Genomic DNA, 21,711 nt, shown 5'->3' with positions numbered 1-21,711 from the left:
CTATGTTTATTGACTCCCACTGCCACCTCGATTTCCCAGAATTTCAAACGCGATTGCCAGAAGTTCTGGCCAATATGCAGTCGGCCAAAGTTATTCATGCTTTGTGCGTATCCGTAGATCTTCCTGATTTTCCAAATGTATTAAAGCTAGCCCAGGATCATCCACATCTTTATGCATCCGTTGGTGTGCACCCAGATTACGAGGATACGCCTGAGCCAAGCTTGGAATTTTTAGTGGATACAGCTTTAAAGTACCCAAAGATAGTTGCCATTGGTGAAACTGGCCTTGACTACTATCGCATGGGAGAGCGCAGCTATGAATCCATGGAATGGCAGCGTGACCGCTTTCGGACGCATATAAGGGCATCAATTGCATCTAAAAAGCCTTTGATTATTCATACCCGCTCAGCTTCTGAGGACACTATCAAAATCCTCAAAGAAGAGGGTGCTCAGAGAATCGGTGGGGTAATGCACTGTTTTACAGAGTCCTATGAAGTGGCGAAGGCTGCAATGGAGATGGGTTTTTACATCTCCTTCTCAGGAATTGTGACCTTCAAAAGTGCCAAAGATCTGCAAGAAACATGTAAGCAAGTTCCTCTTGAGAGAATGCTCATTGAGACAGACTCACCTTATTTAGCGCCAATTCCATATCGCGGCAAGACGAATGAGCCTGCCTGGGTCTCTAAGGTTGGTGAATTTATCGCGGATTTAAAGGGGGTGCCTATTGAAGTATTGGCAAACCAGACTTCAAGTAATTTTTATGATTGTTTTCAGATAGATAGATCGTAATTATGAGATTAAAGTTTAATATTTATGCTACTTTTTTTATCACTTCCACATTGTTTTTTGGGGCTGTACACGCCCAAACAGATGATCAAATTGCAGAATTTGCAAAGGCGGCCAAGTTTAACGATGTAGCCACAGCCAAAAGCTTGATTTCAAAAGGCATTAGCCCAAATACAACCGACCCCAAGGGCGAACCGATGCTCAATTTAGCCATTAAGGATAAGTCTACAGACGTTATTAATCTGTTAATTGCTAATAAGGCTACAGACGTAGATCTCTCGAATAAGTCTGGGGAAACACCTTTAATGATTGCATCTATAAATGGTGATTTACCAGTCGTAAAGAGCCTTGTTTTGCAGCGCAAAGCTCAGATTGACCATGTTGGCTGGACTCCATTGCATTATGCGTGTGCTAGAGGTCATCTTGACGTCGCTCAGTTTCTTATTGCCAATGGAGCCGCTATAGACTCTTTAAGCCAAGGAAATACAACGCCATTAATGATGGCTGTCCAATCAGGCAATGAGGTCTTGGTAAAGCTATTGCTTGATAAGGGTGCAGACTTGCAATTGAGAAATTCTCAAGGTCTTAGCGCAATTGATATAGCCGTTATTTATGAGAAACCATGGATTGCAGAAGGCTTGTTATCGCGCTGGCAAAAGCTTTATAAGCAGCCTTATAAGTGGCCTAAAGGTGTTGAATCTCTTAAGACCCAATAATAATATTTGCGTATAATCATTATTATGTCAAATAAGATATTTCTGTAATCCTTCACACTAACAACAACTATGTTTAGCCTATTTCATAACACTGACCTACCTAGCTTTTCCACTCTCTTTGGTGAGATTAATGCCGATATGGGCAATGGTCAGATCTGGGTCGTCGTTGTTTGTGCATGCCTAATGTTGGCGGTTCATGCTGTTGCCGTTCTGGGGATTGCGGGAGCATTTCATGCAATTGATAACTTCATGTCTAGACGTCGAATCTTTGGCGCCAGCTTCCTTTCTTATTTCATCGCCATTCTTTTGGTGATTTCCATTCATTTTGCTGAAATTATTATTTGGGCATATATTTGCGTCGCCTTAAAGGTTTTCCCAACCAATCCTCAAACTTTCTACTTTGCTGGAGAAATGTATACAACCGTTGGTTATGGCGATTACAAGCTAACTGAACAATGGCGCATTCTTCCTATCATCATCTCCTTCTCAGGAATATTTGCCGTATCAATGTCAGGTGCAGCGCTTTACACCATGATGGGGGCGTTACTAGGCCATAACGGGCAAAACCAAAACCCTAAAACAGGATCAGACTTCTAGTTATAGAGCTTAGTGGTTGAGGGCAATGGGTTCTTTTGCTTAAAAACAAGCTCTAGCACCCTGCCATTCGACTCTAGGGAGCGAATACGGCCTGGGAGCCATTCCAAGTCCTTCGCAAGCCAGATGTCTACCTGGCGCTTATAAGGATCATTTTCACGTTGCATAAGAGCATAGTGACGATTGGTTGTCTTACCCATACTTGGGATGTCATCAGACTGGGACTCACCGTAACTCTTAAAATTCCACATCTCAAGAGTGTTGTAGTCGACTACTGGAATGGATCGAATAGTGCCAGCCTCATCCATCTTGCTATCACCATTCAAAAGCGAGGCAAGCTGAAACATAAGACTAAAACGATCTTGAGTACCAGGCAGAATTGCTGGGGTAAATTCAGGCTTTTCTGAAAAGAACATCTGCCCTTCCCCTTTGTCGTTTCGATCAAACCGAGAGTAGCGTGGTGCTTTCGTGCCACGTTGTGTCCAATAAATACTTGGCGCAATCCCATAGGAGTCTACCGATCCACGAGATTCAAAAACAAACGGGCCAACAAATGCGTAAGGAATATTGATATGTAGACGATAGCTATTGCCTTCAACAATCCAATCAATCTCGCCGGTTTGATATTGCTGACCATCGACATATGTGTCGTAATAAATAATTCCTGATTCTGGCAATTTAAATGCAACTCCAGACTGATCGCCATTTGCACCTAGGTTTCCGTTGCCGCTTGAATTGGCTTCAGCTTGAGAATTCGAAGATAAGTTTTGTTTATCAACCTTCTTTTTAGGGGCCCTAGTCATCTGAATCTTCTTGGGCGGCTCTGTTTTTAGCTCCGTTCTAATGATGAGATCTTCCGAAATAGGCTGGGGATCTTTGAATGAGAAAAACGGTAAGCCAAAAAACAATACAAAATGCCCAACTATCGAGAGCAGCAGGGCAGCAAGAAATATTCGTAATGATTTAATTTTGGGAAAGTGAAGATCACTACCCCACCACCCTCTTTTTAAACTCAGGACAAGCCCTCCAAAAGGCGGCTAGTTTTAGGGAGGTTAGCCGCTAAAAAATCCATTTGATCGGCCAAAATATTGCGCCCCTTAAGAATCATGTCTTCATAGAGGCTTGGTAAATAGGGTGTGTACAACAAGCCCATTCCGGCTTGCTCTGGGGTTCGATTGCCTTTACGTTGATTGCATGGCCTGCAGGAAATTACTAAATTCATCCAGCTATATTTACCGCCACGACTATTGGGGATGATGTGCTCTGCTTCTGCATGATTCTCATGTATCGCATCACCGCAATACGCGCATAAACCTTTATCCCGTTTATAGAGCTTATGTTTGGTGATGACGGGCACCACATCAAAGAGATTAATTTTGGCACTACCTTTTACTGCGATGATGGAGTGAAGTTCAATGACCGATTGCTGTCCAGTTGCGCGAGAAATGCCACCACGCATTTTGAATATGGGATCACCTAGAGTCCATAAGACACTACTATCGGCATATTGCTTCGTAGCTTCTTCAGGATTTACCCAGCCCTGGGGAATTCCACCTGCGTCTAATTTCAAGATGCTCAGCACAAACTCTCCTTTCTAGACCGCATCGAGTGGATAACGGTCGTTTGGATCATCTTACAGAAGAAGATGGCTGCAATCAATCAACCTATTTGGCAATGAACTTTAATACCTTTGGCAAATGTTCTGGGTAATCTGCAATTCCATGGTCACTACCCTCAAGCACTAGTTGCTCGGCACCCTTATAAAAATCGACCATCTCGCGCCAATCAAGAAGCTCATCTCCTTTAGCTGCCATCAAAAAATAGCGGGAAGGATCGGTAATTGACTCTACCTGCAGTGCTTTTAATTCATCAATATATTCTGGCCGAAAATCGTATGGCTCATCAGTATCGTAGGAGGTAAGCATGCCTACATGTGCTGCCAACTCTCTTGGGGCTCTAACAGCGGGATTAAGCGCGACAGCCTTACATCCATACTTTTCTGCCAAGTAATTTGCATAGTAGCCACCCAAAGAAGATCCAATAACCACCAGACGATCATGCTGAGATCTTTTAATGTGCGCGATAACCAAGTCCATGCTTGCTTTAGGAGAAGCTACAAGCTGAGGGCAATACCACTCAATGGGGTTTTCTGAAGTGGACAATGCTTTAATTGCGTCGCCCGTCATTACCGCCTTGCTTGAGCGCGGTGAAGAGCGAAAACCGTGAAGGTAAACGATTAAGGTTGAAGACATGTGTAAGCCCTAGAGTGCATTGATTTATTTCAATTAATTGAGCGCTTTTATCCAGCCCAATCCAGACTCAGTCTGATTAGCTGGTTTGTATTCGCAACCTATCCATCCTGTATAGCCAATACTATCGATCAACTTAAATAAGTGTGCGTAATTAATTTCGCCTGTACCAGGCTCATTTCGACCTGGATTATCAGCCAGCTGAATATGAGCAATCTTAGAAATATTATTCTCTAGCGTTTTACTAAGCTCGCCCTCCATGCGTTGTGCATGATAGATGTCATATTGGATATATAAATTATCAGAACCAACTTCATTAAGGATATCTAGTGCCTGCTCAGTCTTTGATAAATAAAACCCAGGAATATCAAACGTATTAATTGGCTCAATAAGTAATTTGATATTGGCTTTTTTAAGCTCGGCTGTAGCGTACTTTAAATTGGCAATAAATGTTTTTCGCAGCAATCCCGGATCAATTCCCCCTGGGATTTTTCCTGCTAAACAATTCAATTGGTTTACACCAAGCACTGTTGCATATTCGATTGCCTTTGTAATGCTCGCCCGGAATTCCTCTACGCGATCCGGTAAACAAGCAATCCCACGCTCTCCTGCATCCCAGTCTCCTGCCGGTAGATTATGAAGAACCAAACGAAGATTATTTTGATCTAACTGTTGGCGAATATCATTCGCCGAGAATGCATAAGGAAAGAGAAATTCCACTGCCTGAAATCCCGATTTAGCAGCTTTCTCAAAGCGCTCCATAAAAGGATACTCATTAAATAGCATGGTCAGATTGGCTGCAAACTGGGGCATTTCATATCCTTTGGGGTAAGCCTATGTAATCAACGATCTTAACAAACCTAGGGTGGATATGCCTTGCAAAGAAATACCCTGCTTTATATGTCTATTTGAGTATAAAAATAGGCTAAGATTGGTTTTAGTAGTTATTTATATAAGGAAGAAAATGAATAAGAAATTTGCACCGATAGCTTTGATGCTTGCAGCATTATTCGGCACAACGGTTGCCATTGCCCAATCCGCCCCTGCAGCTGGAGCAGCAAAACCAACCATTATTGATGCCGCCGTTACAGATAACGTCTATCAGTTATATGAAGGTGAAGTTGTTAAGGTTGATAAGAAAACACGTACTATTACCTTCAAAAATAAAGAGGGTGAGTCTAAATTTGTAGCTGGTCCGGATATTAAGAATTTTGATCAGATCAAAAAAGGTGACCGCGTTAATGTTAACTACGAGTTGGCGGTTGCTATTGAGTTGATCAAAACCAAGAGCGATGGCGTTCGCACAAAAGTAGAAACAAACACAGTTACGAAATCAAAGGCGAATGAAAAGCCTTCTGAAACGATCACTAACCAGACAACTATTGTTGCCGATATTGTTGAGGTAAATCGCGAGAAGAAGCTGGTTTCCGTTAAGGGGCCTAGTGGCAAGATCACCACCGTTACCGTAAAGAACCCTGCCCTATTGGCTGACGTTAAAGTTGGCGAGCAAGTAAAGGTGATTTACTTTGATGCAATGGCTGCGTCAATCACTACACCTAAGAAGTAAGCTCGGGATCTCATTCTTTGGGTTAATCATAGAATTGAAGTAATAAAAAAAGCCCCCTGAATAGGGGGCTTTTTAATTGTCTTGGCGGAACGGACGGGACTCGAACCCGCGACCCTCGGCGTGACAGGCCGATATTCTAACCAACTGAACTACCGCTCCAAAATACATCGAGTAACGCAACATCATACATCTTTACAGCTACCAGAAGATCTGGCGTCCCCAGGGGGATTCGAACCCCCGTACTCACCGTGAAAGGGTGATGTCCTAGGCCTCTAGACGATGGGGACCTGGACTACAACAAACTTCTATTTTAAATGCTTGGTGGAGATAAGCGGGATCGAACCGCTGACCTCTTGCATGCCATGCAAGCGCTCTCCCAGCTGAGCTATACCCCCGAATTCTCGCGATAAAACTACAAGACACTCAAAACAATCCAAGATTTTATCCTATTTTTGTGCAGGTGCGCAAATTCTCTAGTGGATCACCTTGGAGAGCCTTTGGATAGCCTCTTCTTTACCCAATACAACCAGCACAGAATCAATCGCCGGGGTTTGGGTGGTAGCAAATAAAGCGTATCTAACTGGCATTGCCAAAGCCGGCATTTTGAGTTGATGCTGGGCTAAAACCTGCTTAAATGCAGCGGCATATCCCTCTTTTGTTGGCTCTGCGGATGTAATGGCGCTGACCAAATCTTTTAATGCTGGGAGCACTGAATCAGAGATATTTTCTTTTATTTGATCTGCACTTAAATCAGGGGCTGGCAAGTAAAACAGCTTTGCCCCTTCTGCAATTTCAATCAAAGTATTCGCGCGGTCTTTTAGTAAGCCCACTACTTTTACAAAATCTGGTCCTGATTCGGTATCGATACCTAAGTCATGAGCAAAAGGCTTTGTGGCTGCCGCTAATTTCTCAGGATCTGCATTCTGAATGTATTGATGATTAAGCCAAAGTAATTTTTCCGGGTTATGTTGTGTCGGAGAGCGCCCTAAACTTTCCAAATCAAACCAGCCAACAAATTGCTCTTTAGTGAAGACTTCAGCATCGCCATGGGACCATCCGAGGCGCGCTAAATAATTCAGAATAGCTTCAGGCAGGTAGCCTGCTTTCTGGTAATCGCGAACGCTCATTGCACCATTGCGTTTACTCATCTTCTCGCCTGAATCATTCAGAACTGTTGGCAAATGAGCGTAAACAGGCGGCGTGCCACCTAGCGCCTTCATGATATTGATCTGCCTAGGGGTGTTATTGACGTGATCATCGCCGCGAATAACGTGAGTAATTTTCATATCCATGTCATCAATCACAACACAGAAATTGTAGGTTGGCGTTCCATCAGGCCTTGCAATAACTAAGTCGTCTAACTCATCATTGCTAATCTCAATTTGCCCCTTAACTGCATCATTCCAGATAACTGAGCCGCCAATAGGATTTTTAAAGCGTATAACGGGTTTCACACCCTCTGGAACTGGAGGCAATGTTTTGCCGGGCTCAGGCCTCCACAGACCGTTGTAACGTGGCTTTTCTTTATTAGCCATCTGTTGGTCGCGCAATTGGTTGAGCTCTTCCTCGCTCATGTAGCATGGGTAAGCTAATCCAGATTCGAGCATCTGCTTTACAACTTCGCGATACCGATCAATCCTCTGCATCTGATAAATCGGACCCTCATCTAAATCTAGGCCCAACCAGGCCATGCCTTCGATAATGACATCTACAGCCTCTTGAGTGGAGCGCTCAAGGTCGGTGTCTTCAATGCGAAGAATGAAGTTTCCTTTATTGTGGCGCGCAAACGCCCATGGGTAGAGCGCGCTACGAAGATTTCCCAGATGAATAAAGCCCGTGGGACTAGGGGCGAAACGTGTACGAATATGCATAAATAACATTATCTCAGGTCGTGCTTCATATGACTAAATCCCAAAAAACGTGGATACTTTGTCCTATGAATGAATTACTTGTATTTATGTGTGATGGCGCCCCAGTTAGGGGTGAAATAGTCTCTATTGGTAGTGCTTGGCAGGCTGTTTTAGAGCGCCGCAATGACCCACCAGCTGTCCGTCGAATTTTAGGGGATTTCGTGGGCGCTGCCACCTTGTTAAGCGCCAGCCTTAAGTTTGATGGCACCCTCATTATTCAAGCCCAAAGCAAGGGCCCTATCCAGCTTTTAGTCGTTGAATGTAAATCCGATTTATCCATGAGGGCTACAGTGAAATTGTCTGTAGATCCTTCCGAAATTGCACCTGATGCAACGCTGGCAGATCTTTTGGACGTCAGTCAGAGCGGCAGACTCGTAATTACTCTAGACCCCTCTGATCGTGAGCCTGGTCAAGCCCCCTACCAAGGTATCGTGGCCTTACAGGACCATCAAGGCGCAGTTATAAAGCCAGTTTCTAGCGCTGCGGAAGCGATATCACTCTACATGCAAAATTCCGAGCAGCTGGATACGAAGATTTGGCTTGCATCAAGCGATACCCAGGTTGGCGGATTACTACTTCAGCGCCTACCGAATTCAGGTGGACATGCTCACCTGGATCCCCAGGTTGCTGCTGAAGGATGGTCGCGCATTCAAACTCTTGGTGAAACAATTACCAATGAAGAGTTACTAACACTTCCGCCAGAGACTATTTTAAGACGTCTATTTTTGGAGGAGTCTGCTGAAAACGGTGTGCGTAGCTTCCCTGCCCGCCCTATTCGCTTTTCATGCAGATGCTCGCGCAGTAAGGTTGCAGATATTTTGCGTATGCTTGGTGAAGAAGAAGTTCAGAGCATTCTTGAGGAACAAGGCGCTGTTGAAACTGTGTGTGATTTTTGCGCAAAGCCCTATCGCTTTGATGCAGTTGATTGTCTGCAGGTATTTAAAACGGATTTATTGAGTGATGCCACAAGACCGCCTTCTAGCGGCCACTAAGAATACTTCGACTTACTGTTTTGTAGCTTTAGCGTCGCCTGATTTATCTGCAGGCAGAATTTGCACAAAGAACTCGCCTTCTTTGATGAGACCATGCTCAACACGGGCACGCTCTTCAATGGCACGGGTGCCGTCCTTTAAATCCTTTACATCGCCAGCTAACTTGGCATTGCGCAGAGCCAAGAGGCTATTTTTAGCCTCTTGAAGCTCTACTTGCCGCTCCATCTCATATACCTTGAGCCATCCACCCTTACCCAACCAAAGCGGGTACTGGATTGCAATTAGCAATACCAGCATGGAGTAGATAACAATACGCATCGATATTAAATCTTAAGATTAGCGCTTGAGGTTATAAAAGACTGACTTACCTGGATAGCTTGCTACATCACCCAAATCTTCTTCAATACGCAAGAGTTGGTTGTATTTCGCAATGCGATCTGAGCGAGATAATGAGCCAGTCTTAATCTGACCAGCATTTGTTCCCACTGCAATGTCAGCAATAGTGCTGTCTTCAGTTTCGCCAGAACGATGCGAAATCACTGCAGTGTAATTTGCACGTTTAGCCATTTCGATAGCTGCAAATGTTTCTGTCAACGTACCAATTTGGTTAATCTTGATCAAGATTGAATTCGCAATACCCTTCTCAATGCCTTCTTTCAAGATGCGTGTATTGGTAACAAACAAATCATCACCAACCAGCTGAATCTTCTTGCCGAGTTTTTTGGTGATATCCGCCCAGCCATCCCAATCGCTCTCATGCATACCATCTTCAATCGAAACGATTGGGAACTGATCTGCCAAGTTACCAAGATAGTCTGAGAACTCGCTTGAGCTAAGCTGCAAGCCTTCGCCAGCCAAATGATATTTACCATCTTTATAGAATTCGCTAGCAGCACAATCAAGGGCCAACAGAACATCTTCTCCCGCTTGATAGCCAGCACCTTCAATAGCTTTCATAATCGTTTGCAAGCACTCATGATTGCTCTTAAAGTTAGGAGCAAAGCCGCCTTCATCACCAACAGTGGTTGGCATACCCTGTGCACCCAAAATCTTTTTGAGCTCATGGAAAATCTCAGCGCCACAGCGCAAAGCATCACGGAAATTTTCAGCGCCAACTGGCATTACCATGAATTCTTGAATATCTAAACTGTTATTAGCATGAGCGCCCCCATTGACGATATTCATCATTGGAACTGGCAACTGCATACCACCTGAACCACCAAAATAGCGATACAAAGGCAATCCAGCCTCTTCTGCAGCGGCTCTAGCAACTGCCATTGATACGGCCAAGGTTGCATTAGCACCTAAGCGTGCTTTGTTGTGTGTGCCATCCAACTCAATCAGGGTGCGATCTAAGAAAGCCTGCTCGCTTGCATCTAAACCTAGAATGGACTCAGCAATTTCTATATTGATGTTTTGAACAGCCTTCAGAACACCTTTGCCTAAGTAACGGGACTTATCGCCATCACGCAACTCAATTGCTTCACGTGAACCTGTGGATGCTCCAGATGGGACGGCTGCGCGACCCATAACACCAGATTCAAGCAAAACGTCGCACTCAACCGTTGGGTTGCCGCGGGAATCTAGAACTTCTCTACCGATGATGTCAACAATGGCGCTCATGCACCTTCTCCTTAAAACAATATGAAATGGGTTTAACGAATTTACTAAAAGTTACTTAAAGCTATCTTCTAAAAAAGATCCAGTCGATTTAACAATGTCATCAATCGCAACCAATGATGCAAGCAACTCTTTCATACGATCGAGCGGTACGGCGTTGGGACCGTCAGATAAAGCCTTGGCAGGATCTGGATGTGTTTCCATAAAAAGGCCGCTGATACCAACAGCAACAGCAGCACGAGCTAAAACTGGTACGAATTCTCGTTGACCGCCGCTAGAACTACCTTGGCCTCCAGGCAACTGAACTGAATGTGTTGCATCAAAAACTACTGGCGCCTTAGATTCGCGCAAAATTGCTAAGCTGCGCATATCAGAAACGAGGTTGTTATATCCAAAAGAGGCGCCACGCTCACAAACCATAAATTGGTCTGGCAGGTTTTTTTCTAATGCTGCAGCACGAGCCTTTTCAATCACGTTCAGCATCTCGTGCGGAGAAAGGAATTGTCCTTTTTTGAAATTCACTGGCTTGCCACTCTGAGCACAGGCGCGAATGAAATCAGTTTGTCTGCAAAGAAACGCCGGTGTCTGCAATACATCTACAACACTAGCAACAACTTCGATTTCGCTGATGTCATGAACATCTGTCAGAACTGATACACCAACCTGTTTCTTTACCTTAGCCAGAATCTCAAGTCCCTTTTCCATACCCAAACCGCGGAACGAGGTGCCGGATGAACGGTTAGCTTTATCAAATGAAGATTTATAGATAAATGGAATCTTTAAAGCAGCAGTGATTTCTTTCAATTGGCCAGCAATATCAATGGCAGATTGTTCTGACTCAATTACACAAGGTCCAGCAATTAAAAAGAAGCGACTATCTAAACCCACGTCATAGCCGCATAGCTTAAATGTGCTCATATTTTTCCTTTATGCCGCCTGCTTTGCAGTGAGCTCTTGATGCACTAATGCAGCGTTGATGAAGGCTGAAAATAATGGATGTCCATCACGTGGAGTCGAGGTAAATTCTGGATGGAACTGCACCCCAAAGAACCAAGGGTGAATTGATGCTGGTAATTCCATCATTTCCGGCAACTCTTCATTTGGTGTTCTGGCAGAAATAATTAAGCCAGACTTCTCCAATTGGGGAACGTAGGTATTGTTAACTTCATAGCGATGACGATGACGCTCATTTACTTCAGCTCCATAAATACGATGAGCCAAAGTTCCAGCCTTTACTGGGCAACGTTGCGAACCAAGACGCATGGTGCCACCTAGATCAGAATCATTCGTGCGCTTTTCAACACGTCCTTCCCTATCAAGCCACTCAGTAATGAGGGCCACAACGGGCTGGTCAGATTGCGGATCAAATTCAGTGCTGTTTGCCTTAGTCAAATTAGCAACATGACGAGCAAATTCAATCACAGCCAGTTGCATTCCAAGGCAAATACCTAAATAAGGAACATTGTTTTCACGGGCATAACGAATGGCAGCAATCTTACCTTCTGTGCCACGCTTACCAAAACCACCTGGAACCAATATGGCATCTAGATCTCGCAAACAATCAACACCATCTTTTTCGATATCTTCAGAATCAATGTAATTAATATTGACGCGTGTATGAGTATGAATGCCAGCATGACGCAATGCTTCAATCAGAGACTTGTAGGACTCCGTTAATTCCACATACTTACCGACCATGCCGATAGTGACTTCGTGTTGTGGGTTGGCCATTTCATAAACCAAGTTAGCCCATACAGAAAGATCTGCTGGTTTGGCCTTTAATTCAAGCTCGCGGCAAATCAAATCATCCATACCCTGTGCATGTAGCATTTCAGGAATTTTATAGATCGTATCTACATCCCATACCGAAATAACTGCCTCTTCACGAACGTTTGAGAATAGTGAAATCTTCGCGCGTTCATCTTCTGGAATCGGGCGATCAGCACGACAGAGCAATACGGTTGGCATGATGCCAATCTCACGTAACTTTTGTACTGAGTGTTGTGTAGGCTTGGTTTTTAACTCGCCAGCGCTATTGATATATGGCACCAGAGTCAAATGCACAAAGGCGCAATCATGAAGAGGCAAACGCAAACTCATCTGTCTTGCGGCCTCTAAAAACGGGAGAGACTCAATGTCACCAACAGTTCCACCAATTTCACAAATGGCAACATCTGCTTTACCGTCATGACTTGCTTTAGCGCCACGCTCTACAAATGCTTGAATCTCATTAGTAATGTGCGGAATAACTTGAACTGTTTTTCCCAAGTACTCACCGCGACGCTCTTTGCTAATCACGGACTCGTAAATCTGTCCGGTAGTGAAGTTATTGCTTTTACGCATCTTTGCAGATACGAAGCGCTCATAGTGACCTAAATCCAAGTCAGTTTCTGCACCATCTTCGGTAACAAAAACTTCACCGTGTTGGAGTGGGCTCATAGTGCCCGGGTCAACGTTGATATAGGGGTCTAATTTTAGGAGGGTGACTTTCAGGCCGCGGGATTCGAGAATCGCGGCAAGCGAGGCAGCTGCGATTCCTTTCCCTAAAGAAGAAACCACACCACCAGTGACAAAAACGTATTTGGTCATCGCTTAAGCTCTGTTGGAAAAAGTAATTATAACGACAGAGGGTCGCCCAAGACAAAAACGAACATCTGTAATATGGGGTTTCTTGTAAAAATTAGCCCATTTTTAGATCCCATGCGCCTTCCATTCGCCGTACTGCTTACCCTACTCTCCCTTTTCTATTTTTTGCCTTTTGCGATCGCATTTAACAAGAAAAGAGCGAATTCTGGCGCCATCTTTGCCTTGAATCTATTCCTAGGCTGGTCGCTTATTGGCTGGGTAGTTGCCTTAGTTTGGGCTATGAAGGAAGAGAAGGTCCTGTAAGGCAGGTCTGAATATCCCTAATTCACTCCTATGTAATATAGGAATTCTTGCGTAAAAACCCTAATATTTTCAATAATTTAGCGTTTTCGCGGCAATTAAGCCATTTAAAGTCTTATATAAGACTTAAATAAGTAACTATAATTACCTTAATCGGGAGAAAATTCCCTTTTGGCCTTTCTATTGACCACTTTTACCTCATAGGAAACACAATGTTAGAAGCCTATAACGCCCAAGTTGCTGAACGTGCCGCCCTTGGCATCCCCGCCCTACCTTTAACTAAAGATCAGACTGCTGAATTAGTTAAATTGCTAAAAAATCCACCAGCTGGCAAAGAGGCTGAGCTTGTAGAGTTAATTACAAACCGCGTTCCTGCTGGCGTTGACGAAGCTGCAAAAGTAAAAGCTGAGTTTTTAGATACGATCGCTAAAGGAACAGATAAATCCCCTTTAATTTCACGAGTAAAAGCTACTGAATTGTTGGGCACCATGCTCGGCGGTTACAACATTAAACCGCTAGTTGAGTTATTGAGCGATGCTGAATGTGGTGCTGCTGCAGCTGCTGCACTCAAGAAAACATTGTTGATGTTTGACTACTTCCATGACGTTCAAGAGATGGCTGAAAAAGGCAATGCCAACGCTAAGTCAGTATTGCAAAGCTGGGCTGATGCCGAGTGGTTTACTAGCCGTCCAGCCGTTCCAGAAAGCATGAAGCTCACAGTATTTAAAGTGACTGGCGAAACAAATACTGATGATCTATCCCCTGCTCCTGATGCGTGGAGTCGTCCCGATATTCCTTTGCATGCAACAGTGATGTTGAAGAACCCACGTCCAGGTATTGAGCCTGATGAAACTGGGGTGCGCGGTCCGATGAAGCAAATTGCTGAGTTGCAGAAAAAAGGCAATCAAATTGCTTACGTTGGTGACGTTGTTGGTACTGGCTCATCACGTAAATCTGCTACTAACTCTGTGTTGTGGTGGACTGGTGTAGATATTCCTTTTGTTCCAAATAAACGCTTTGGTGGTGTTTGCTTGGGAACAAAAATTGCTCCAATCTTCTTCAACACCATGGAAGATGCTGGCGCATTGCCGATTGAGCTTGATGTTTCAGATATGAATATGGGCGACGAGATTGAGCTTCGCCCTTATGAAGGTAAAGCCTTTAAAAATGGTAAAGAAATCGCTGCTTTCTCACTCAAGTCACCAGTGATTTTGGATGAGGTTCGTGCAGGTGGACGCATTCCTTTAATCGTAGGTCGCGGTCTAACAGCCAAAGCACGTGCAGCACTTGGTTTGCCAGCTTCTACTGAATTCCGCATTCCTGTTAGCCCCCCTGACAACAAAAAAGGTTTCAGCTTGGCTCAGAAGATGGTTGGCCGTGCTTGTGGATTGCCAGAAGGTCAAGGCGTTCGCCCAGATACATACTGCGAACCACATATGACTACAGTAGGCTCACAAGATACTACTGGTCCAATGACCCGTGATGAATTGAAAGACTTGGCTTGCTTAGGATTCTCTGCTGACTTGGTAATGCAATCCTTCTGTCATACATCCGCTTATCCAAAACCAGTAGACATTCGCACGCACCATGAGTTACCAGCATTCATGACTAACCGCGGTGGTGTTGCATTGCGTCCGGGCGATGGCGTAATTCACAGCTGGTTAAACCGTTTACTCTTGCCTGATACCTGCGGTACTGGTGGTGATAGTCATACTCGCTTCCCAATTGGTATCTCCTTCCCTGCCGGCTCAGGACTGGTTGCATTTGCTGCCGCTACTGGCGTTATGCCTTTGGATATGCCTGAGTCTGTATTGGTTCGCTTCAAAGGAAAAATGCAGCCCGGCATAACATTACGTGACTTGGTTAATGCGATTCCTTTGTATGCCATCAAAAAAGGTTTGTTAACTGTTGAAAAACAGAACAAGAAGAACGTTTTCTCTGGCCGCATCCTGGAAATTGAAGGTCTACCTGACCTAAAAGTTGAGCAAGCGTTTGAATTATCTGACGCTTCTGCTGAGCGTTCTGCAGCTGGTTGTGCGATTCAATTAAGCAAAGAGCCAATCATCGAGTACATGCGTTCTAACATCACATTGATGAAGTGGATGATCGCAAATGGCTACGAAGATAAGCGCACTTTAGGTCGTCGCATTAAAGCAATGGAAGCTTGGATCGCTAAGCCGGACTTACTCAAGGCCGATGCAAATGCAGACTATGCTGAAGTAATTGAAATCGACATGAGCGAAATCAAAGAGCCAATCCTGGCCTGCCCTAACGATCCAGACGATGTTAAATTCCTGTCTGAAGTTTCTGGCGAGAAAATCGATGAGGTGTTTATCGGCTCTTGTATGACTAACATTGGACACTTCCGCGCAGCAGGTCAAGTTCTTCAAGGCAAAAAGGATATGCCTACTCGTTTATGGGTAGCCCCTCCGACCAAGATGGACCAAATGATTCTGACCGAAGAAGGCTATTACGGCATTCTGGGTGCTACAGGTGCTCGCATGGAAACTCCAGGCTGCTCGCTCTGTATGGGTAACCAGGCTCAGATCCGTAAAGGCTCTACTGCAGTCTCCACTTCAACACGTAACTTCCCGAATCGTTTGGGTATCGATACTCGCGTGTATCTGGCTTCTGCTGAGCTTTCTGCTGTTGCAGCACTCTTGGGTCGTTTACCAACGCCACAAGAATATTTCGAGCAAGTTGAATCCTTGAATGCTAAATCTGGGGAAGTTTATCGCTACATGAACTTTGACAAGATCAAATCATTTAGTGATGTTGCAGATACAGTAACTGTATAAGTTGGTATTTCAGCGCTTCTTTGGGAGCGCTGAATATAAAAAGGCGATCTGATGATCGCCTTTTTTGTTGCCTTAGATTTACGAACGTTTAAATAGAAAGCTTTGATTCTTGACGTGCATTCTCGCGGCTGATGCCGGAAACCCACTTATTAGTAGGCAATCCAGTCTTCTCAAGAATCAATTTAGCTCGCTTGGAGACATCTTTCCATTCAGCCTCAAGCTTAGGACCCTTGAAAGCGATGGCAACAACATTGCAATCATGAGACTCAGGAAATAACAGCACCCGATTATCAAATGCTTCGCAGATGTTCTTTAGATTCACTTCAAAACTTTTATGACGTGAAAATAAATTCACAGTCATTACGCCTGGCCCCTTAAGGATATTGAAGCAACCTTTATAAAATTCTAAGGAACTCGCCGCTGGGCCATCACATATTGCATCATATAAATCGACTTGAACAGCATCAAACAAGCCTTGATATTTTTTATCCTTAACGAACTGCTTCGCATCAGTTTGAAGGGTTTCTAATTTACGATCGTCATCCGGCGTAAAAAACATCGATCTAGCAGATACGATTACAGCAGGATTTAGCTCTACAACCGTGGTCTTCACTGCTGGGCAATAACGATGTTGAAATTTGGTCAATGCACCAGTACCCAAACCTAATTGAGCAATCCGCATCCCAGGTTTAGTTTCCAAAAACAATAACCAGGCCATCATTTGCTGGTTGTACTCAAGGTAAATCTCATCGGGGTCGCGCAAGCGCATTGCCCCTTGAATCAATTCGGTGCCAAAGTGAAGATAGCGTATGCCACCGCTTTCAGAAAATGTAACCGGTTCCATCTATAGAAAGATTATTTAGCCCAACGACGTGCGTTGCGGAAAAGGCGTAACCATGGGCTAGCGCCATCGGGGGTATCTAACCACTCTGGTGGACACCAACTCATCTGCGCAGCCCTAAAGACACGCTCTGGATGAGGCATCATGACCATGAAGCGTCCATCTGCTGTCGTAACGCCCGTTAAACCTCCAGGAGATCCATTGGGATTCATCGGATAAGTTTCCGTAGGAATACCTTGATGATCTACAAACCGGAAAGAAGCTAATCCTTGCTTTTGAATTTGCTCAAGATTACCTTGTTGGTTAAAGTTTGCATAACCTTCACCATGAGCAATCGCAATTGGAATTTGACTGCCTTCCATGCCTTGAGTAAAGATCGATGGAGAAGACATGACTTCCGCCATCACCAAGCGAGCTTCATACTGTTCGGATTGGTTGCGAGTAAATTTGGGCCATGCTTCAGCACCTGGAATAATTCCGGAGAGATTACTCATCATCTGGCAACCATTACAGACGCCTAACGCAAAACTATCCTGGCGATTAAAAAATGTAGAGAACTGATCGCGTAGCCGTTGATTAAAGAGAATGGTTTTCGCCCAACCTTCGCCAGCGCCCAGCACATCACCATAACTAAAGCCACCGCAAGCAATCAAACCCCTAAAGTCCTCAAGCTTTGCTTTGCCGTTAAGCAAGTCGGACATATGGACGTCATAGCTATCAAATCCAGCCCAGTTAACCGAGTAAGCCATTTCTACATGAGAATTCACACCCTGCTCTCGCAAAATGGCGACCTTAGGACGCGCATTTTTAGCAATAAAAGGTGCTGCGATATCTTCAGATGTATCGAACGTGAGTTTAGGGCTCATGCCTGGATCTGCGATATTGTCTAAGAGCGCAAATTCGCTATCAGCACATGCTGGATTGTCGCGTAAGCGTGCAATCTGGTAGCTGGTGTTAGTCCACATCTTTTGCAGTACTTCACGTGGCTCGGCAAAAATATTTTTGGCATCACGCCAGACTTCAATGCGTCCATTGGTATTTGGCTTACCAATGACATGACTGTAAGCGCTAAGACCTAATTTTCTGAGGGTGGCAAATACAGCGTCACGATTTTCCTTTCGAACTTGAATAACAGCACCAAGTTCCTCATTGAATAAAGCACACATAGTTTGCTCATGACGGCGACCTGAAACCTGTTGAGCCCAGTTCTTAGCATCACCGTAATCTGGCTCCTGCCCTGCATCCATGGCAATCATGTCCACGTTAATGGAGATGCCGCAATGTGAAGCAAAAGCCATCTCTGCAACGCAAGCAAGCAATCCGCCATCAGAGCGGTCGTGATATGCCAACAACTTGCCTTCTTTGCGGAGCTCAATGATTGCTGAAGCTAAAGATTTAAGGTCTTCTGGGTGATCAACATCCGGAGCCGTTTTTCCTGACTGATCCAGGACTTGAGCCAAGATACTGCCGGCCATGCGATTTTTGCCGCGACCTAAGTCAATCAAAATAAGCTCTGTCTCCAAAGGAGACCCGGCTTGATCTTTTAATTGCAGAAGTGGAGTTGATGTCTTGCGTACATCCTGCACTGATGAAAATGCGGAAATAATTAAGGAGACTGGAGCAACTACTTTTTTAGTCTCGTTACCATCCTGCCATGCAGTGGACATCGATAAAGAATCTTTTCCTACTGGAATGGAGATTCCAAGAGCGGGACACAACTCCATGCCAATGGCTTTAACTGAGTCATAAAGCTTGGCATCTTCACCCGGGGCTCCACATGCTGCCATCCAGTTTGCCGAGAGTTTTACGCCCTGAAGATTTGCAATGTCTGCAGCCAAAAGATTAGTAACGGCCTCACCAACAGCCATACGGGCTGCTGCAGGGGCATCGATAACTGCCAATGGAGTTCTCTCACCCATGGACATCGCTTCGCCACGATAACCCTTGTAATCCATCATGGTGACGGCACAGTCAGCAACAGGAACTTGCCATGGACCGACAAACTGATCACGAGCATTAAGACCGCCAACAGTTCGATCGCCAATCGTAATTAAGAAAGATTTACTAGCAACCGTTGGTTGCTGCAAGACCCAAGCAATAGATTGAGCTAAATCAGCATCGGTTACGTCTAGCTCTTTAAATTCTTGCGCAACGCGTTTGACGTCTCGATGCATCTTCGGAGGCTTACCTAGCAATACCTCCATCGGCATATCAATTGGTGAAGCAGCGTCTGCGCCGGCAGCCTGCTTAGAATCACTTAGCGTTAACTGACGCTCAGTGGTAGCTTCTCCAACAACCGCAAAAGGGCAGCGCTCACGTTCACAAAAAGATTTAAATAAATCTAAATCTTTTGCTTCTATTGCCAAAACATAACGTTCTTGAGACTCGTTACACCAAATCTCCGCAGGACTCATGCCACTTTCTTCAAGGGGCACGTTACGAAGTTTAAAAGCAGCACCTAAGCCAGCGCCATCGGCTAATTCTGGGAAGGCGTTTGATAATCCGCCTGCGCCGACATCATGAATGGAAACAATCGGATTGCGGTCACCGAGCGCACGACAAGCATTGATCACTTCTTGCGCTCTACGTTCCATTTCTGGATTACCGCGCTGCACTGAATCAAAATCCAGATCTGCAGTATTTGTGCCTGTTGAAACAGAGCTACCAGTAGCGCCGCCCATGCCAATACGCATGCCTGGGCCGCCAAGTTGAATGAGTAAATGCCCTGCTTGAATTGCTTTTTTATCAGTGTGAATTGAATCAATGCTGCCAATACCACCAGCAATCATGATGGGCTTGTGATAACCGCGGCGGGTTCCATCTAAGGTCTGCTCAAATACGCGGAAATATCCACCCAAAATCGGTCTACCAAACTCATTATTAAATGCAGCACCGCCTAAGGGGCCATCAATCATAATTTGCAATGGTGTGGCAATACGCTCTGGCTTGCCGTATTTCTCAGCTTCCCACGGAAGATCTGTGCCTGGAATATTTAAATTGGAAACAGAGAACCCAGTAAGACCTGCTTTAGGACGACCACCAACACCGGTTGCACCCTCATCGCGAATCTCTCCGCCAGCACCAGTAGAAGCACCAGGAAATGGCGCAATCGCTGTGGGGTGGTTATGTGTTTCAACCTTCATTAAGGTATGAACTAAGCGCGTATCTTTTTGATAGCGATGATCTGAACCTTGGGGGGCCCAAGTCTCCGCCTCACATCCAGCCATCACTGCAGAGTTATCAGAGTAGGCAACAATCGTACCCTCAGGGTGCAACTGATGAGTATTGCGAATCATGGCGAACAATGAGCGCTCTTGATCATCGCCATCGATTGTCCAGCTTGAATTAAAAATCTTATGACGACAATGCTCGCTATTTGCCTGAGCAAACATAATCAACTCAACATCTGATGGGTTGCGTTGAAGACGAGTAAAACTTTCTGCAAGGTAAACAACTTCATCATCCGATAAGGCAAGACCTAATTCTTGATTAGCCTTATCAAGAGCTGCCCTGCCCTCGGTCATTACTGGAATGCGTGCTAAAGGCTTGTCTTCTAAAGATTGATATAAAGCATTAGCCGCATCGGTTGAATCGATAACCGCTTCAGTCATTCTGTCGTGGACCGCAGCTAACACCAATTGTTTTTGTTCTGGAGTTAGCGCCTTTTTGCTCTTCCATGAAAACTGAACACCGCGCTCAAGTCGCAGAACATCCAATCCACATTGACGAGCAATATCAGTTGCCTTACTAGCCCAAGGTGAAACAGTTCCAAACCTAGGGATAACAATTGCAGATTGATCCTCTGCTTTACCTTTTCCAAACCAGGATTTACCTGGATTTATTTTGGATTGAAATGGCTGACCGTAGGTCAATAGACTTGCCATGACTTCCTGGTTCTTAGAGGCTAACTCTGCCTCAGACCAAATAAAATGAAGGTATTGGGCCTCTATAGACTCAAGATCAACCCCTTGGGCAGCCAAAGACGCTAATAGTCGCCGTTGGCGGAAGGGGGAAAGCGCATCAGCGCCGGGCAAAAAGTGGAAAAAAGACATCCCTAGATTATAAGGTTTTGCCTACAGCAAGCGACCGCCCTGAAGGTGCAGTTGCCGCTGGCACCGGTCAGCCAAGGCTTGGTCGTGGGTAACCAAAATAAGGGTCGAATTATTGGCCTGATTTAGCTCAAAAAGGAGCTCAATCACCCTATTTCCGCTGGCCTCGTCCAGACTGCCAGTCGGCTCATCCGCAAATAGTATGGCGGGCCTCATGATGAAAGCCCTGGCCAGTGCAACACGCTGCTGCTCACCGCCCGAAAGGGTCTTAGGGAAATGGTTGGCGCGCTCCCTTAAGCCTACTTGCCCTAGCCAATGCAGAGCATTTTCCTTGGGCATATCCAAGCCATTAAGCTCGGCAGGCAGCATTACATTTTCAAGTGCCGTTAGATGCGGAAGCAATTGAAATGATTGAAATACAAACCCTACTTTTTGCCCCCTCAAAAGCGCCCTACCATCCTCATCCAATTCACCGAGGTTTTGCGAGACTAGCTCAACACAACCACTAGAAGGAATATCTAATCCAGCCAAAAGACTAAGTAATGTGCTCTTACCAGAACCCGATGCTCCCGTAATGGCAACACTCTCGCCTTGAAAGACATCGAAGCTAATGTCGTGCAAAATAGTTAACGATCCGTCGCTAGATAAAACTTGTTTACCTAGATGTATCGCACTAAGGACCTTTACTGGATTACTCATAAATG

Annotated in this window: 19 protein-coding genes and 3 tRNA genes; 7 read left to right on the top strand and 15 right to left on the bottom strand. The window is 45.0% G+C overall.

From position 1 onward, the window contains the following. Positions 1-2 precede the first annotated feature (2 nt). The 3 genes from ICN10_RS09355 (at position 3) to ICN10_RS09345 (ending at position 2,098) form a co-directional block, all read left to right on the top strand. Positions 3-788, top strand: coding sequence for a TatD family hydrolase (locus ICN10_RS09355; RefSeq protein WP_216214869.1), 786 nt, complete (start codon positions 3-5; stop codon positions 786-788). Positions 789-790: 2 nt separating this feature from the next. Beyond that, a complete protein-coding gene (locus ICN10_RS09350) occupies positions 791-1,501 on the top strand; it encodes an ankyrin repeat domain-containing protein (RefSeq protein WP_216214867.1) in 711 nt (236 codons plus the stop codon). 69 nt (positions 1,502-1,570) lie between these two features. Then, complete coding sequence (locus tag ICN10_RS09345; RefSeq protein ID WP_216214866.1) at positions 1,571-2,098, top strand: ion channel; 528 nt, start codon at positions 1,571-1,573, stop codon at positions 2,096-2,098. Here the strand turns inward: ICN10_RS09345 and ICN10_RS09340 are convergent. The 4 genes from ICN10_RS09340 to hyi all read right to left on the bottom strand — a co-directional run bounded on the left by ICN10_RS09340 (position 2,095) and on the right by hyi (position 5,157). Then, positions 2,095-3,003 carry a DUF3108 domain-containing protein gene (locus ICN10_RS09340; RefSeq protein ID WP_255536846.1) on the bottom strand — a complete coding sequence of 303 codons (909 nt, stop codon included), beginning with the start codon at positions 3,001-3,003 and terminating at the stop codon, positions 2,095-2,097. The two genes, ICN10_RS09345 and ICN10_RS09340, sit on opposite strands and share 4 nt — an antisense overlap. Before the next feature lie 104 nt (positions 3,004-3,107). Further along, on the bottom strand, positions 3,108-3,677 hold the full coding sequence (locus ICN10_RS09335; RefSeq protein WP_370626206.1) for an HNH endonuclease: 570 nt from the start codon (positions 3,675-3,677) through the stop codon (positions 3,108-3,110). 82 nt (positions 3,678-3,759) lie between these two features. Continuing rightward, on the bottom strand, positions 3,760-4,347 hold the full coding sequence (locus tag ICN10_RS09330) for a YqiA/YcfP family alpha/beta fold hydrolase (protein WP_216214864.1): 588 nt from the start codon (positions 4,345-4,347) through the stop codon (positions 3,760-3,762). Between the two features lie 33 nt (positions 4,348-4,380). Beyond that, entirely contained in the window at positions 4,381-5,157 is a 777-nt protein-coding gene (hyi, locus tag ICN10_RS09325) for a hydroxypyruvate isomerase (RefSeq protein ID WP_216214862.1), read from the bottom strand. A 151-nt stretch (positions 5,158-5,308) separates the two neighbouring features. Here hyi and ICN10_RS09320 point away from each other — a divergent pair, with 151 nt between their 5' ends. Beyond that, positions 5,309-5,911, top strand: a complete 603-nt coding sequence (locus ICN10_RS09320) for a hypothetical protein (RefSeq protein ID WP_216214860.1) — start codon at positions 5,309-5,311, stop codon at positions 5,909-5,911. A gap of 82 nt (positions 5,912-5,993) precedes the next feature. Here ICN10_RS09320 and ICN10_RS09315 read toward each other — a convergent pair. The 4 genes from ICN10_RS09315 to gltX form a co-directional block, all read right to left on the bottom strand. Continuing rightward, positions 5,994-6,070: transfer RNA gene (locus ICN10_RS09315), tRNA-Asp, on the bottom strand. 52 nt (positions 6,071-6,122) lie between these two features. Then, positions 6,123-6,198: transfer RNA gene (locus tag ICN10_RS09310), tRNA-Glu, on the bottom strand. A gap of 32 nt (positions 6,199-6,230) precedes the next feature. Further along, positions 6,231-6,306, bottom strand: a tRNA-Ala gene (locus ICN10_RS09305). 78 nt (positions 6,307-6,384) lie between these two features. After that, the gene (gene gltX / locus ICN10_RS09300; RefSeq protein ID WP_216214857.1) at positions 6,385-7,791 is read right to left on the bottom strand and encodes a glutamate--tRNA ligase; all 1,407 of its coding nucleotides are present in this window, start codon (positions 7,789-7,791) and stop codon (positions 6,385-6,387) included. Between the two features lie 56 nt (positions 7,792-7,847). Between gltX and ICN10_RS09295 the strand changes: the two genes are divergently transcribed. Continuing rightward, on the top strand, positions 7,848-8,813 hold the full coding sequence (locus ICN10_RS09295) for an Hsp33 family molecular chaperone HslO (RefSeq protein WP_216214855.1): 966 nt from the start codon (positions 7,848-7,850) through the stop codon (positions 8,811-8,813). 12 nt (positions 8,814-8,825) lie between these two features. Here the strand turns inward: ICN10_RS09295 and ftsB are convergent, their stop codons facing one another. The 4 genes from ftsB to ICN10_RS09275 are packed head-to-tail and all read right to left on the bottom strand — an operon-like array spanning position 8,826 to position 13,022. Then, on the bottom strand, positions 8,826-9,131 hold the full coding sequence (gene ftsB, locus ICN10_RS09290; protein WP_216214853.1) for a cell division protein FtsB: 306 nt from the start codon (positions 9,129-9,131) through the stop codon (positions 8,826-8,828). A gap of 18 nt (positions 9,132-9,149) precedes the next feature. Beyond that, positions 9,150-10,436, bottom strand: coding sequence for a phosphopyruvate hydratase (gene eno / locus ICN10_RS09285; RefSeq protein ID WP_216214851.1), 1,287 nt, complete (start codon positions 10,434-10,436; stop codon positions 9,150-9,152). Positions 10,437-10,487: 51 nt separating this feature from the next. Continuing rightward, entirely contained in the window at positions 10,488-11,351 is an 864-nt protein-coding gene (gene kdsA, locus ICN10_RS09280) for a 3-deoxy-8-phosphooctulonate synthase (RefSeq protein ID WP_216214849.1), read from the bottom strand. 9 nt (positions 11,352-11,360) lie between these two features. Next, on the bottom strand, positions 11,361-13,022 hold the full coding sequence (locus ICN10_RS09275) for a CTP synthase (protein WP_216214847.1): 1,662 nt from the start codon (positions 13,020-13,022) through the stop codon (positions 11,361-11,363). A 111-nt stretch (positions 13,023-13,133) separates the two neighbouring features. Here ICN10_RS09275 and ICN10_RS09270 point away from each other — a divergent pair, with 111 nt between their 5' ends. Beyond that, positions 13,134-13,322, top strand: coding sequence for a superinfection immunity protein (locus ICN10_RS09270; protein WP_216214845.1), 189 nt, complete (start codon positions 13,134-13,136; stop codon positions 13,320-13,322). A 209-nt stretch (positions 13,323-13,531) separates the two neighbouring features. Next, the gene (locus tag ICN10_RS09265) at positions 13,532-16,117 is read left to right on the top strand and encodes a bifunctional aconitate hydratase 2/2-methylisocitrate dehydratase (RefSeq protein WP_216214843.1); all 2,586 of its coding nucleotides are present in this window, start codon (positions 13,532-13,534) and stop codon (positions 16,115-16,117) included. Positions 16,118-16,205: 88 nt separating this feature from the next. Here the strand turns inward: ICN10_RS09265 and ICN10_RS09260 are convergent, their stop codons facing one another. From ICN10_RS09260 to ICN10_RS09250, 3 genes are read right to left on the bottom strand one after another with little or no spacing between them, the layout of a single operon-like run. Next, a complete protein-coding gene (locus ICN10_RS09260) occupies positions 16,206-16,961 on the bottom strand; it encodes a spermidine synthase (RefSeq protein WP_216214841.1) in 756 nt (251 codons plus the stop codon). Between the two features lie 11 nt (positions 16,962-16,972). After that, on the bottom strand, positions 16,973-21,010 hold the full coding sequence (purL, locus tag ICN10_RS09255) for a phosphoribosylformylglycinamidine synthase (protein ID WP_216214838.1): 4,038 nt from the start codon (positions 21,008-21,010) through the stop codon (positions 16,973-16,975). A 21-nt stretch (positions 21,011-21,031) separates the two neighbouring features. Next, a complete protein-coding gene (locus ICN10_RS09250) occupies positions 21,032-21,706 on the bottom strand; it encodes an ABC transporter ATP-binding protein (RefSeq protein WP_216214836.1) in 675 nt (224 codons plus the stop codon). Positions 21,707-21,711 lie beyond the last annotated feature (5 nt).

The sequence above is a fragment of the Polynucleobacter sp. 86C-FISCH genome (genome assembly GCF_018882415.1).
In the GTDB taxonomy this organism is placed as follows: domain Bacteria; phylum Pseudomonadota; class Gammaproteobacteria; order Burkholderiales; family Burkholderiaceae; genus Polynucleobacter.
This window is presented reverse-complemented; position numbering and strand designations above follow the sequence as displayed.

Excerpts from the sequence above, each read along its gene's own strand:
- ICN10_RS09355 (WP_216214869.1), top strand. The coding sequence starts at position 3 with ATGTTTATTGACTCCCACTGCCACCTCGATTTCCCAGAATTTCAAACG.
- ICN10_RS09350 (WP_216214867.1), top strand. The coding sequence starts at position 791 with ATGAGATTAAAGTTTAATATTTATGCTACTTTTTTTATCACTTCCACA.
- ICN10_RS09345 (WP_216214866.1), top strand. The coding sequence starts at position 1,571 with ATGTTTAGCCTATTTCATAACACTGACCTACCTAGCTTTTCCACTCTC.
- ICN10_RS09330 (WP_216214864.1), bottom strand. The coding sequence starts at position 4,347 with ATGTCTTCAACCTTAATCGTTTACCTTCACGGTTTTCGCTCTTCACCG.
- hyi (WP_216214862.1), bottom strand. The coding sequence starts at position 5,157 with ATGCCCCAGTTTGCAGCCAATCTGACCATGCTATTTAATGAGTATCCT.
- ICN10_RS09320 (WP_216214860.1), top strand. The coding sequence starts at position 5,309 with ATGAATAAGAAATTTGCACCGATAGCTTTGATGCTTGCAGCATTATTC.
- gltX (WP_216214857.1), bottom strand. The coding sequence starts at position 7,791 with ATGTTATTTATGCATATTCGTACACGTTTCGCCCCTAGTCCCACGGGC.
- ICN10_RS09295 (WP_216214855.1), top strand. The coding sequence starts at position 7,848 with ATGAATGAATTACTTGTATTTATGTGTGATGGCGCCCCAGTTAGGGGT.
- ftsB (WP_216214853.1), bottom strand. The coding sequence starts at position 9,131 with ATGCGTATTGTTATCTACTCCATGCTGGTATTGCTAATTGCAATCCAG.
- eno (WP_216214851.1), bottom strand. The coding sequence starts at position 10,436 with ATGAGCGCCATTGTTGACATCATCGGTAGAGAAGTTCTAGATTCCCGC.
- kdsA (WP_216214849.1), bottom strand. The coding sequence starts at position 11,351 with ATGAGCACATTTAAGCTATGCGGCTATGACGTGGGTTTAGATAGTCGC.
- ICN10_RS09275 (WP_216214847.1), bottom strand. The coding sequence starts at position 13,022 with ATGACCAAATACGTTTTTGTCACTGGTGGTGTGGTTTCTTCTTTAGGG.
- ICN10_RS09270 (WP_216214845.1), top strand. The coding sequence starts at position 13,134 with ATGCGCCTTCCATTCGCCGTACTGCTTACCCTACTCTCCCTTTTCTAT.
- ICN10_RS09265 (WP_216214843.1), top strand. The coding sequence starts at position 13,532 with ATGTTAGAAGCCTATAACGCCCAAGTTGCTGAACGTGCCGCCCTTGGC.
- ICN10_RS09260 (WP_216214841.1), bottom strand. The coding sequence starts at position 16,961 with ATGGAACCGGTTACATTTTCTGAAAGCGGTGGCATACGCTATCTTCAC.
- purL (WP_216214838.1), bottom strand. The coding sequence starts at position 21,010 with ATGTCTTTTTTCCACTTTTTGCCCGGCGCTGATGCGCTTTCCCCCTTC.
- ICN10_RS09250 (WP_216214836.1), bottom strand. The coding sequence starts at position 21,706 with ATGAGTAATCCAGTAAAGGTCCTTAGTGCGATACATCTAGGTAAACAA.